Annotated in this window: 10 protein-coding genes; 3 read left to right on the forward strand and 7 right to left on the reverse strand. The window is 63.7% G+C overall.

All coding sequences use genetic code 11. The annotated features are described in order from the left end of the window. Positions 1-59: 59 nt before the first annotated feature. Both BLS11_RS06920 and BLS11_RS06925 read left to right on the forward strand, forming a co-directional pair. Positions 60-1,820 carry a flippase-like domain-containing protein gene (locus BLS11_RS06920; protein ID WP_092535076.1) on the forward strand — a complete coding sequence of 587 codons (1,761 nt, stop codon included), beginning with the start codon at positions 60-62 and terminating at the stop codon, positions 1,818-1,820. Further along, positions 1,817-3,388: an ArnT family glycosyltransferase gene (locus tag BLS11_RS06925; RefSeq protein ID WP_092535079.1), complete on the forward strand. Its 1,572-nt coding sequence runs from the start codon at positions 1,817-1,819 to the stop codon at positions 3,386-3,388. The genes BLS11_RS06920 and BLS11_RS06925 overlap by 4 nt, the downstream gene beginning before the upstream one ends. A 3-nt stretch (positions 3,389-3,391) precedes the next feature. On the opposite strand, the gene BLS11_RS06930 is transcribed toward BLS11_RS06925, so the two are convergent. The 7 genes from BLS11_RS06930 to aglF all read right to left on the reverse strand — a co-directional run bounded on the left by BLS11_RS06930 (position 3,392) and on the right by aglF (position 11,069). After that, positions 3,392-4,351: a glycosyltransferase family protein gene (locus BLS11_RS06930; protein ID WP_175454400.1), complete on the reverse strand. Its 960-nt coding sequence runs from the start codon at positions 4,349-4,351 to the stop codon at positions 3,392-3,394. 2 nt (positions 4,352-4,353) lie between these two features. Then, positions 4,354-5,187 (reverse strand): hypothetical protein, encoded by an 834-nt coding sequence (locus BLS11_RS06935; protein WP_092535085.1) that lies wholly within the window; start codon positions 5,185-5,187, stop codon positions 4,354-4,356. A gap of 135 nt (positions 5,188-5,322) precedes the next feature. Next, positions 5,323-6,858, reverse strand: a complete 1,536-nt coding sequence (locus BLS11_RS06940; RefSeq protein ID WP_092535088.1) for a lipopolysaccharide biosynthesis protein — start codon at positions 6,856-6,858, stop codon at positions 5,323-5,325. A gap of 6 nt (positions 6,859-6,864) precedes the next feature. After that, positions 6,865-8,031 carry a glycosyltransferase family 4 protein gene (locus BLS11_RS06945; RefSeq protein WP_092535091.1) on the reverse strand — a complete coding sequence of 389 codons (1,167 nt, stop codon included), beginning with the start codon at positions 8,029-8,031 and terminating at the stop codon, positions 6,865-6,867. Then, complete coding sequence (locus BLS11_RS06950) at positions 8,018-9,067, reverse strand: glycosyltransferase family 4 protein (protein ID WP_092535094.1); 1,050 nt, start codon at positions 9,065-9,067, stop codon at positions 8,018-8,020. Before BLS11_RS06950 ends, BLS11_RS06945 begins: the two co-directional genes overlap by 14 nt. Next, positions 9,064-10,218, reverse strand: coding sequence for a glycosyltransferase (locus BLS11_RS06955; protein WP_092535097.1), 1,155 nt, complete (start codon positions 10,216-10,218; stop codon positions 9,064-9,066). Before BLS11_RS06955 ends, BLS11_RS06950 begins: the two co-directional genes overlap by 4 nt. Before the next feature lie 95 nt (positions 10,219-10,313). After that, complete coding sequence (gene aglF, locus BLS11_RS06960; protein WP_092535100.1) at positions 10,314-11,069, reverse strand: UTP--glucose-1-phosphate uridylyltransferase AglF; 756 nt, start codon at positions 11,067-11,069, stop codon at positions 10,314-10,316. 141 nt (positions 11,070-11,210) lie between these two features. Here aglF and aglJ point away from each other — a divergent pair, with 141 nt between their 5' ends. Continuing rightward, positions 11,211-12,227, forward strand: coding sequence for an S-layer glycoprotein N-glycosyltransferase AglJ (gene aglJ, locus BLS11_RS06965; protein ID WP_092535103.1), 1,017 nt, complete (start codon positions 11,211-11,213; stop codon positions 12,225-12,227). Positions 12,228-12,247: the final 20 nt, after the last annotated feature.

Genomic DNA, 12,247 nt, shown 5'->3' on the forward strand with positions numbered 1-12,247 from the left:
CCATCCGAGACGAAGCGTGACAACAACTCTTTTGTACGCTCGTCGGAACCGGAAATCTGATGGAAGTCTCGCTTGTGGTTCCTGCACACAACGAGGAAGGCAATTTACGCCGCCTCGTGGAACGCATCACGGCGGTCCTTTCCCCTCCAGATTTCGACCACGCTCTGGAAATCGTGTTAGTCGACGACAACAGCACCGACTCGACGCCGAGTCTCGTCGACGGACTCGCCGACGAGTACCCGTGCGTCACCGTCGTCCACCGGTACGAGAACGGCGGCTTCGGGAACGCGATAAAGGCAGGGCTGAAAGCGGCGTCCGGCGACGTGCTCGTCCCGTTCATGGGCGACCTCTCGGACGACCCCCGCGACGTGCCGAAGATGATCGAGGCCATCGAGGACGGCTACGACGTGGCGTACGGCTCTCGGTTCGCCGACGGGGGATCAGTCGACGGCTACCCGCCGTTGAAGCTCTTCTACAACCGCTCGTTCAACAACCTCATCCGCCTCTCGTTCGGCATCCGCGCCCGCGACGTGACGAACGCCTTCACCGCGTACCGGCGAGAGGTCATCGAGGAGATAGACGTGGACTCGCTCGACTCCGAGAGCTTCGACCTGACGGCGGAACTGCCGCTTCGGGCGCACATCCTCGGATTCCGTAGCACGGAGGTCCCCGTCTCGTGGCGGAGTCGCGACGAGGGCGTGAGCAAACTCAACGCCACGCGAAAGGGGCCGCTCTACCTGAAACGCCTCGCGCAGATGTTCGTCGTCGGGAACGCCGTCGGTCTGAAGGACCTCTTCGAGTCGGTCGTCAGCGGGAGTCTCGCGAAGGTGTTCGGCGCCGCCCTGTTCGGCGTCCTCATCCTCGTTGCGCTCTTCTCCCTGAGCGGATTCGACGGCGTCTTCGACGTGCTCTCCTCGGCGAACGGCGGATGGCTCACGGTCGCCGCCGTCGCCTACCTCCTCTCGTTCGGGTTTCGGACGTGGCGGTACCGCGTCCTCCTCAGGGCGGCAGACAGCATCGCCACCCGGGGCGGCGTGTTCCGGTCCATCACCACCGGCTGGTTCGTCAACTTCATCCTCCCCGCCCGCGCCGGCGACGCGGTCCGCGCGTTCGCGCTGAAATCGACGGAGGACGTGCCGGTGAGCGTCGGCGGCGGCCTCATCGTGGTCGAACGCGCCTTCGACATGGCCGTGCTCGGAACGGCGATGGTCGCCGTCTCGCTGCTGTTCGTCGACGTTCCGAGGGCGGGGTATCTCGCCTTCGCGGCGTTCGGCATCGCGGCCGCCCTCGTCGCCGGCCTCGTCGCCGTCTCCGTCGGCGGCGACAAACTGTCCGACCGGGTGAGCGAGCGGTTCCCCCGACTGGGATCCGGCCTCGTGAACCTCCGAGAGATGGTCGCGAAAGTGGGGACGAACCCCTTCGCGTTGGCGCTCTCAGCGTTTCTGTCCGTTCCGGTGTGGGTGCTGGAGGCGAGTACGATCTACTTTAGCGCGCGCGCGGTCGGCCTCTCGCTGACGGGCGTCGCGACGGTGACGACCGCAGTCGGCGCGTTCGTCGCGCAGGCGGTGCCCGTCACGCCCGCCGGCATCGGGACGTACGAGGCGACGATCACGGCCATCCTCTCGCTGTTCGGCGTCGAGCCCGTGGTCGCGACGAGTCTCGGCCTCCTCGATCACTTCATGCGCGTGGCGGTCATCTACGTGGTCGGCGCCATCAGCACCGTCCACATCGGATTCCGCTCGCGGGCCTACTTCCGCGACCGCTCGCGCGCCGCAGACGAGGCGACGATGTCCGCGGGAGTCTCGGAGAACAGACGATGACGCGAACAGATCGGCTGTTCGACCGACCCCTACTCGTCTTGGGGGCACTCGTTGTGGCCTTCGTCGGATTCCGTGCGTTGCTCGCCACGCAGTCGTCGTTCGGCTTCCACCACGGCTGGAACGAGGGACACTACGCGCTCATCGCGCGCGGGTTCCTCGACCATCCGCTCGTCCCTCGGTACGGGACGAACTACGTGTACAACGTTCCTCCCCTCTACCCGTATCTCGTCACGGCGCTGTTCGCCCTCTTCGGCCAATCCGACTTCCTCGCACGGGTTCCGAGCATACTGTTCGGTGCGGCGACCATCGCCGGGACGTTCTACCTCGGCCGAGTCGTGTTCGACGAACGCCGCGGTCTCATCGCGGGGGCGGTCCTCTCGCTGTTTCCGCTGTTCCAACTGTACGCCGGACGGGCGCAGACCGACATCACGTTCGTCGCGCTTTACACGTGGTCTCTGGCGTTGATCACCGAGGGGTACGTATCGGAGGACGGCGGCTACCGGTCTCTCGTCTTGGGCGGGATCACCTTCGCACTCGCGTTCGCCGCGAAACAGCCGGCAGTACTGCTCCCTCTCACCGTCGTTTTGTGGCTCCTCGTCAGGAGGCGATTCGACTACGAGGTGCTTCGAAAAACCGCCGTCCTCGTGCTATCGAGCGCGGTAGCGCTCGTTCCGCTCATCGCGTGGTTCTACGTGAACTACAGCATGTTCCCCGCCGAGTTCGTCCGTACGTGGGAACACGAACTGTTCGCGCGCACCGAACCGTTCGCCAACGTCCACCTCGTCGTCGCCATCGGCCTGTTGTTGGGGGTGACCCCCGTCCCCTTGGCCTTGGCCGGCGGGTCGCTCGTCGGATGGTGGAAGGACCGTCTACGGCGGAGTCGGTTCGACGGTTATCTCGTACTCGTCCTCTGGGTCGCGATATACGGCGCGTTCGTTCTCTACCGGACGCCTCGCGGACACCAGTACTACGTTACCGGACTGCTCCCTCCGATAGCTCTCTTGACCGCAGACGGGATACTGCGGGCCCGTCCCCTCCTTCGGCGTGTTCTCCGGTCGGTCGTCCCTCGGGACGTCGGGTATCGCCGCGCCGTCGTCGCGGCCCTCGTCCTTTCGACGGTGTGCTCGAGCGTGGTCCTGTTCGAACTCTCCGGCGAGTACTCCGCCGTCGAGGGGTCGGGCGAACGACTCGCCCCCGAAGTCTCCGCCGAGCTAGCGTCGCTTCCGTCTAACGCCACGATACTCGTCACGAACGAGTACCATCCGCCGGTTCGTTGGTACCTCCGTTCCGAAACCGATATCACTCGGGTCCGTTCGTTCCACCCCGACGATATGACCACGGAGAAACTGGACCGCATCCGGCGAAACAGTTCGGGGCCGGTGTATCTAGTCTATCCCAAACCGACGTGGGAACCGCTCCCGACCGACGACGCTTCGGTCGTCGCGGAGACGAGCGAGTACGAGTTCACGACGATGTCTCTCCCCGGGCGAGTTATCTCTACGGAGTCCAAGTTCAGATACTACCTCGAAGACAGGCAGTTAGTCGTCTATCGACTCGGTGAGGGGTAAGTCTCAGCTCAGCGCCGCGACCAACGTATCGACTCGCTCGTCGTAACTGTGGTTCTCTCGGACCTTTCTGGACATCTCCCGAAACTCCTCGCGTGTCTCGTCTCGGTTCGCCATCACACTCTCGACGTGCGTTTTCGTCTCCTCGGCGTTTTCCGTCTGGTAGGGGTACTCGAATCCGAGGACGTCTTCGACGTTCGGATGCTTCCCGAGGACGAGCGGAGTTGCGGACGCGAGCGTCTCGAAGACGCGGTTGTTGACCATCCCCCACCATTTCTGGCCTCCCTTGGTCATCCCGAGAGTGACCTCCTTCGTGTTGTACCACAGATTGAGTTGCGACGGCATCACGTAGTTCGATACCCACTCGAAGTCCTCTCGGTCCTTCACCGGATTTACGACGACTCGCTCGGATTGGGTCTCTTTGTGTCCCTTCGACCCGGCGTATCCGACGCCAGACCTTCGGACGTCCAGCGGTTCGAACGCTCGCGTGCCTAACGGGAAGTAGAGCGTATCGTACCCCAACTGTTCGGCTTCGCGCTGACACTTCTCCGAGAGACAGAGAACCACGTCCGGCCTGACCGTGACCTCGCGGTGGTAATTTTCGAGGTACTGGGCGGGTTCGTTCTCGTGACTCCCGACAGACCACCACCAGTAGAGGTTGACGTCGCCCTCGGTCGGATGGAGCGCGGGCCCCCACCCCCCCGTCGCTACGACGACGGTTCCCAGTTCGGGGTCGCCGTACTGCTGGACGTACCTGTTGAACGCGTTTCCGAACTGGCGTATTATCATGAGGTCGCCCAACCCCGAGCCGTGAATCCGGAGTTCGGTCTCCGGGGCGACGAACTCGAAGACGTTCTCCCCCGGGACGTTCTCGTGGCCGTGCCACGGAGAGAGTTCACCGAGTCGGAAACGGATCTGATTCACGTGGTCGCGCAGCGAGTCGTAGTTCGCGGATGCGAGATCCATGTTCATAGGTACCCTAAGTTACTGAGACGCTCGTCGACGTCGGTAGTCGTCTCCTCGGACGGCGCCTCGTACTCCGTCGTCGGTTCGTACTCGCCGCTATCGCTCGCCGACACCGTGACCCACGGAACGCGCCTGATAGCGGCGATAGGCGAGTTGTACGGATGCCCGAACTGTCCCCACTCGCCGAAGGCGTTCGCGTGATCGGCCGAGATGACTACGCGGTCGGCGTCGATGCTCCGTAGCAGGACCTCCACGTCGTCGAGAACGTACCGGAGGTTCTCTCGGTAGGACCTCCGTACTCGCTCCGTGGATATCTGGCCGCCTTCCAGACGGTCCCACACGGAGTCCCACTCCTCGGAGTCGTCGAACGTCTCCAGTTTGAGTTGCGAACCCAAGGGGTCCGGGAAACTCGGGAAGTGAGGTTGCATGTAGTGGACGATCAGGCGGTCGGTCGGGTTTCGGCGCCGGGTCTCGACCGCTCGGTCCGTTATCGGCCTCGCGGGCATTCCGCCCTGCTCTTCGTCCCACCCGTACCGCCAAACCTCGTCGAGTTGGCCGAAATCCCGCGAGTCGAGGTGTTTGCCGCTGTACGGATTTCCGCAGACGTACCTCGTGGCGGACATCTCCGCGGCGAACTCCTCGGAGAAGTTCTTCTCCATCCATATCCGCGAACTGCTGGCTTTCGAGTAGAAGGTCGGAACGTCGCTCGGCACGAACTCGTACTCCGAGCAGACCGCAGAGAGCGTGTCCGGACGACAGGCGTCCAGGAGGACGAGAACGTCCCAATCGCGCTCCCAGATGTACTCGCCTCTGTCCTCGTACCCGAGGCGCCTCATCGCACCCACACACGCCTCTTGAACTCCTCGATGGAGTCCTCGCCACAGACCTAGATTACGGACATCTCGGGCGGTTTTGTTCACCCACGCGTCGACGGTCATTACGCGGAGTGCGGTTCGGAGGCGTATAATACTTTAATTTGAAAATGACTGCAGAACTGTCTCTACCAACTCCGCGACGCTATTGTCGACGAATCTGAGCATCACGGCCAAAGCGAGTACGTAGGCGAGGACGCCGAGAAGTACCTTCACGCAGAGAGCCGCGAGAGCGGGGAGAGTTGGGAGGGCGTTTGCAGTCGCGAGAACGACGAGACTCATCGCCACAGATGCGCCGAACGGTATGAACGTCGGGCGGAGTAAGTCGTGTATCGTCGTCTCCAGTTCCCGCGCGACGATGAACAGGCTCCACGGAAGAACGACGAACGCGTTACCGGTTATCAGGAGTCCCGTTCCGACGATTCCCCAAGCCTCGGTTACGGGGTAGATCAGGACGGCGATGAGCGACAGTTTCACGATCTGGATCTTCGTGACCGTCTTCGGCCGCCCGACCGCGTTCAGTAGGGGACCGGACGTGTGACCGACGGAGCGCAGAAGCCCCCACCCGGCAAGGATCTGTATCACGACGATTGCCGACTGCCACTCCTCTCCGAAGGCGAGGTGGACGAACTCGGGGGCGACGAGAGCGATTCCGAACGCGGCGGGGAACGAGAACAACGACGATATCTGTACGGTCCGTTTGTACGTTTCTCGGAGGGCGTCGATATCGTTTTGCAGCTTCGAGAACGCGGGAAACATCACCGAGGTCAGTACTTGCGATATCTCCGTCGCGGGAGTGTTGGATATCTTGTACGACATCTGGTATATCGCCAGCGCCCCCGACCCGAGTAACCAACCGACGAACACGTCGTCCCCTTCTCCTATCAGAAATCCGATTAGCCCCGCCGAAAATATCCACTGTCCGTACCCGAGGAGGTGTTTCGTCTGCTGTACGTCCACGTCGAAGCGCGGGCTGTAGCTAGTGAGTTTGAACGACACTACGGCCCTCATCGCCTCTGCGGCTATCCTCCCGATCACGAACGCCCACACGGTCTGGTATCGGTACACGAGGACGATCGCGATCACGAACTCCACGACCGTTCCGCTCAGTTTGAATACGAGTTCCTTGTCGAACTCTAGATCCTTCCGTAGATAGACCACGGCGGGGTTCTGGAGTCCGACGAAAAACAGCACCAGGCCGGTGAGCCGAAGGAACTCGCTCACCCGAGGCTCTCCCCAGAGTGACGCGATGAGGGGGCCGACGGCGAACATCACACCCGCGACGAGAACGCCCCGCAGTACTCTGATCGTCCAAATCGTGTCGAAGTAATCGTCGACGTTCTCGCTCGGTTTCTGTATTATCGCTTCGTCGAACCCTAAATGCGTAAAGCGACGGAGGGCGATTATCGTGAGGATACACATACTGATCAACCCGTACTGGGAGGGCCCCAGCACTCGACCTAAGATGACGAGTTCGACGAGTACGAGCGCTCTGTCGCTTACGTTCAGCGCGGTTGCCCACAGCCCACCCTTGATTATTTGGTCGGTCAACTCGCCGGTCGGCTTCAACCTCGAAAGAATCGACGCCACCGTCCCCGGTGAGGACGTCTCCGAGTCGGGGTTTTCGCGAGACATATCAGTTCAATCTAACAATCTCTCGTAGACGGTGAGCATTCGGTCGGTCACTCTCGCGGGCGAAAACTCGTCGCGAACTCGATTTTTGTTCTGCGACCCGATAGACGCCGCATCGTCGCGGGCGTATCGTATCGCGTCCGCCATCTCTCGACTGTCGTCTACGCTGCATTTGAGTTCGTCGTCGGTGATTATCTCTGTCGGTCCGCCGATGTCGGTGACGACGACCGGTAACCCGCTCTCCATCGCCTCCAGAATCGTCCGACCGAACGGTTCGGGCCAGCGACCCGGATGTACGAACACGTCGGACGACGCGTAACTGGTTACGACTTCTTCGTAGGGTACCCGCCCTCGAAAGTCGATGCGGTCCTCCACGCCGATATCCGCCGCCAGAGTGCGGAGCGCGGACGCTTCCGGTCCCGACCCCACGATGTCGAGTCGGTACTCCTCGTCGAGGTGTCTCAGGCTCCGGACCAGGGTGTCGACACCTTTCTCTTTGATCAAACTCCCGACGTAGAGAAGCGTCACCGACCGACCGCTCCCCGGCGGTTCGTCGCGCGCCTGCGGTTCGAAGTCGGGGTCCCTCATGTTCGGGACGACTTCGTACGGGTGGTCGTCGAATCCGTTCCGTACGTACACCTCTTTCGACGCTTCGCTGAGGGTGACGAACACGTCTATCTCCTTCATGCATCGCCGCACGAGGCGACCCGTCGTCGGCATCGCAATCCGCTCGTACGCCCGACGGGACGGTTTCGGCGATACCCCGATAGCGCTCTTCGGCAACACGTCGTACGAGTTTAACGTCGCGACGGTCGGAACACCGTGAGCTTTCGAAAGATATCCCGCGAGCGGATTCAACTCGACGTTGTACGAGTGGAGGACGTCGTGCGCCGCAATTTCGTCTACGTGACGCAGTGACCGAACCGCGCCGAACGCGTTCGATAGCTCGTGGATTCCCGTCGGGACGTATCCCAGACGCTTGATTTCGACGCCGCTGCGCACCTCGCGGCCGCGTCCGTCGAAGGAGTAGACGGTGACGGGACCGACCCTGTCGGAGTCGGCCAGATGCTCCGCTAAGAGTCGGACGCTCACTTCTCCGCCGCCGTGCATCGTCGGCGGATAGCGGGGAGTCAGTATGCCGACGCTCGCGTCGGCTAAACCCTTATCCGAGGACATCCTGATAGACCCTTTCGAGCGTATCGGCGACGTCCGTCCAAGACAGTACCGGTTCGCTGAGTACGGTCCTCGCTACCGCCTCGACCACCCCGTTCGCAACTGTCTCGCGTCCCGTCTCGGAGACGCCGACGACCCCCTCCTCGGACGTCCAATCGACGAGCGCCCCCGACTCTCGCACCACGCACGGCGTCCCGGCGGCCAACGCCTCAGCGACGGTCATCCCGTACGCTTCGAACTCGCTCAGGGTCAGGTACGCCTCGGCGCCGGCGTAGAGGCCGGGCAACTCCTCGCCGTCTACGTACCCGAGGAACTCGACGCGCCCCGCCACGCCCTCCTCGCGGGCGGTTCGCGCCAGCTCCTCGCGGTAGGGACCGCTCCCGGCGACCAACAGGTCGTACTCCGGGAGTTCGGTCAACGCCCGAATCGCGTGCTGGACGCCCTTGTACTCCTCTAACCGCCCGACGGTCAGGAGGTACGGCCGGTCCCGGACGACCGGGTCGGCGTCCGCGAACCGGTCTACGTCGAGTCCGTTCGGAATCACCGTGGCGTCGACGCCGAAGTCGTCGGCCAACCGCTCTCGCTCCCAGTCGCTGACGGCGACGACGGCGTCTGCGCGTCGGACGGCCCGCCGACCGAGTGGTCGGTACAGCGAGAGCAACCGGTCTCTGAGGGAGTCCGCGCTCCCGCCGTGGTAGTGCGGCGTGACGACGAACCGTCGGTCGCCGACCCCGAGTGCGGCGAAGAAGAGGGGAAACGAGTGGTAGTTGTGCGCGTGGACGACGTCCGCGTCGCTCCGTCGAACGGCGGCGGTCACCTGCGGGCAGACGTGCATCGCGCCGCCGGGGGCGACGCTCCGGTACCGCCGCACCCTGACGCCGTTGCGTCGTTCCCGCCGGAAGCCGCCGTCTCCGGCGTCCGCGGTGACGACCGTCACGTCGTGGCCGCGTTCGACCAGTCGCTCGGAGATCTCCCGAACGTGCGTCTCGACGCCGCCCGACTGGGGCGGGTACCGCGGCGTCACCTGTAGCACCTTCATTCGTACACGTCTCGGAGTTCCTCGTCGACGTCCCAGATGGCGGACCCCTCGCCCCGCAGCAGTTTCACCGCGGCGAAGAACAGCGACACCTGCGTGTCGAACACGGCGTAGAGGGGTTGCAGGCTCCCCAACCGGTCCCGAGAGCCGAGGAGGGTGAACGCCCCGAGTGCGGACGGGACGGCGAGGCCGAACGGCCCCGCGACGAGGAGGCCCGCGAGGGTCGTCGCCGTCACCGCACCGGCGAGCAACCACGGCGAGACGACCATGAACCACCAGTTGAAGGGGAGGACGACTCCGCCGTAGAGGCCGTGCCGTCCGATCGCGTCGCGGTGTTGGACCAACAGCCGAATCAGCCCCATCGCCCGGCGGTCCTTCTGCGTCCGTCGCTTCCCGAACTCGGAGTGAGACGCCTCCATGTAGCGAACGTCGGGGTCGAAGACGACGCGCTTGCCGTTGCGCCGAATCTTCAGGGCGAGTTCGGTGTCGTCGGCGATGGAGTTCGGGTCGATGGGGACGATTTCGTCGTTCTCGAACGCGGAGAACGGCCCGTGGAAGATGAGCGTCGAGTCGATGTGGCTTTCGAGCGTCTGAATCATCGCTTGGACGCCGCGGTACCCCTCTTCGACTTCGCTCCCGCCGAGAACCTCGACGTTGCGCCCGGTGACCGCGCCCACGTCGGGATCCGCGAGATTCGCGGCGGCCTCGCGGAGGGCGTCGGCGGCGACTTTCGAGTCGCAGTCCGTCTTTACGACCATCTCCTTTTCCGCGGCGGCGTAGGCGTCGTTGAGTGCCGGCGCGAGTCCCCGCCGTTCGTCCTCTTCGAGGAGGGTCAGCGTCGGGTGTTCGCGTTCGGCGAAGAAGTTCCGGACGATGTCGCGCGTGTCGTCGTCGCTGGAGTCGACGACGACGACTTCGACTTTCTCCATGGGGTAGTCCAGCGAGACGATGTCTCGGAGTTTGTTCTCGATGATGCGCTCCTCGTTGTACGTCGGGAGGACGACGCTGACCGTCGGTTCGGCCCGTTCCTTCTTCGCGGGCGACCCCGTCGGGTTCCACACCTTGTACAGCAGAAGATACAGCACGTAAGGTAACCCCGTCAGCGACAGTAACCCCGCGACTGCCGCGCCGAGGCGGCGGACGAACGTTCGCATACCCGTCCTTCAGCCACCGAGATAAAAATCCCCGCGGTCTGAACCGCCGTCCGCACTCGTCGCGAGTGGGCCCGCTCTCGGTGAGGACGCCGCCGTTACTCCGCTTCGCCCTCGACGTTCGCTTTCTCCGCCTCCCCGCGTTCTTCCTGCAACCGACGCTCCGCCTCGTCTCGGTCCTCCGGGTAGCCGACGTCGATACGCCACCCTTCGAGGCGCAACGCGTCGATGGTGCGTCCGCTCTCTATCAACAGGTCCACGGCGTCGGATATCTCGTACTCGCCGCGGTTCGACGGTTGCACGAGGCGACACGCGTGGAATATCGCCGGGGAGAAGGTGTAGAACCCCGTCATGACGAGGTTCGACGGCGGGTCATCGGGCTTCTCGACCACGTCGGTTATCTCGCCGTACTTGTTGGTGTCGCAGACGCCGTACCGACTCGCTTCCTCCCACGGCACCTCCTCGACGAGGAAGGCGGCGTCGGCGCGGTCCTCGCGTTGGCGTCGGACGACGTCGCGCAGGTTCGCTTGGAAGACGTTGTCCCCGAGCATCAGCATGAAGTCGTCGTCTATCTGGTCTTCGACGGTCAAAAGCGCGTGCGCGAGCCCCTTCTGTTCGCGTTGGTGGGTGTACGTTATCGGGATGCCCTCGTACTCGTCGCCGTAGTGGCTGATGATCTGCTCTTTCTGGTACCCGACCACGAGGACGAACTCCTCGGCACCGAGGTCCCGGAGTTGGTCGAGACAGTGGGTGATGATCGGTTCGCCGTCGATTTCGACCATCCCCTTCGGTTTGTCGTCCGTGAGCGGTCGGAGTCGAGTTCCTTTGCCCGCCGCGAGAACAACCGCTTGCATGCCTCGCTTTTCTCCGCCTGTGAGTATATACCCCACGCGGAGACGCACGCGCTGTGTCGAGACGCATCTGCTGCGCCGTCGACCGAACGCCGCCGACAGAGACAGCAATCCTTTTAGATACCCCACGAAGAAATGCGGCCAATGCCCCCGCTCGACTCCGTCTGCGTTCTCATCCCGACCTACAACGAGGCCGAGACCATCGGTCGCGTCGTGGACGACTTCCGCCGCGAGGGCTTCGATAACATCCTCGTCATCGACGGCGGGTCCGAAGACGGCACCGTAGACGTCGCGGAGGAACGCGGCGCGCGGGTCGCCATGCAGTCGGGGTCGGGGAAGGGACAGGCCATCCGCGAGGCCGTCGAGTACCACATCGACGCGCCGTACATCCTGATGCTCGACGGCGACGCGACGTACCGCGCGGAGGACGCACAGGCGATGCTCGAACCCTTAGACGAGGGGTACGAACACGTCATCGGCGACCGGTTCGCCGACATGCGCGATGGGGCGATGACGAAGTTCAACCAGATAGGCAACGGCATCGTCAACGACGCCTTCGCGGCCATCCACGGCCAGAACTTCGAGGACATCCTCTCGGGCTACCGCGCGTTCACGCGCGAATCGTTCTCGCGGATGACCCTCACGGCGGACGGGTTCGGCGTCGAGACGGAGATGGCCGTCGAGTGCGTCAAGCGGAACATCGAGACGGCCGTCGTCCCCATCACGTACCTCCCCCGTCCCTCCGGGTCGGACACGAACTTACGGCCCATCCGCGACGGCGGCATCATCTTTCTGGAACTGTACCGCCGCGCGAAGACGAACAACCCGCTGTTTTACTTCGGGAGCGTCGGCGGCGTCTCCACCCTCGCGGGCGTCGCACTCGCGGCGTACGTCGGCGTCGAGTGGGTCACCCGCGGCATCTCCCACGAGGTCATCGCCGTCGTCGCGGCGTTCGGCATCCTGTTCGGCGTCCAACTTCTGATGTTCGGCGTCCTCTCGGACCTCATCCTGACGCTGCACCGCGACACGCTCCGGAAGATAGACGACGAGTTCGAGTCGGCCGACGCCGGCGAGGCGGCGGACGCCGGTGAGACGGCGGCCCCCGCCGAGGACGCCCCCTCCCCCGACGGGGAGACGGTCGAACGGACCAACCGGCGGTGAAGCGGGGACGCGTTCGCGTT

It is taken from the genome of Halopelagius longus (assembly GCF_900100875.1).
In the GTDB taxonomy this organism is placed as follows: Archaea; Halobacteriota; Halobacteria; order Halobacteriales; family Haloferacaceae; genus Halopelagius; species Halopelagius longus.

Excerpts from the sequence above, each read along its gene's own strand:
- BLS11_RS06920 (WP_092535076.1), top strand. The coding sequence starts at position 60 with ATGGAAGTCTCGCTTGTGGTTCCTGCACACAACGAGGAAGGCAATTTA.
- BLS11_RS06925 (WP_092535079.1), top strand. The coding sequence starts at position 1,817 with ATGACGCGAACAGATCGGCTGTTCGACCGACCCCTACTCGTCTTGGGG.
- BLS11_RS06930 (WP_175454400.1), bottom strand. The coding sequence starts at position 4,351 with ATGGATCTCGCATCCGCGAACTACGACTCGCTGCGCGACCACGTGAAT.
- BLS11_RS06935 (WP_092535085.1), bottom strand. The coding sequence starts at position 5,187 with ATGAGGCGCCTCGGGTACGAGGACAGAGGCGAGTACATCTGGGAGCGC.
- BLS11_RS06940 (WP_092535088.1), bottom strand. The coding sequence starts at position 6,858 with ATGTCTCGCGAAAACCCCGACTCGGAGACGTCCTCACCGGGGACGGTG.
- BLS11_RS06945 (WP_092535091.1), bottom strand. The coding sequence starts at position 8,031 with ATGTCCTCGGATAAGGGTTTAGCCGACGCGAGCGTCGGCATACTGACT.
- BLS11_RS06950 (WP_092535094.1), bottom strand. The coding sequence starts at position 9,067 with ATGAAGGTGCTACAGGTGACGCCGCGGTACCCGCCCCAGTCGGGCGGC.
- BLS11_RS06955 (WP_092535097.1), bottom strand. The coding sequence starts at position 10,218 with ATGCGAACGTTCGTCCGCCGCCTCGGCGCGGCAGTCGCGGGGTTACTG.
- aglF (WP_092535100.1), bottom strand. The coding sequence starts at position 11,069 with ATGCAAGCGGTTGTTCTCGCGGCGGGCAAAGGAACTCGACTCCGACCG.
- aglJ (WP_092535103.1), top strand. The coding sequence starts at position 11,211 with ATGCCCCCGCTCGACTCCGTCTGCGTTCTCATCCCGACCTACAACGAG.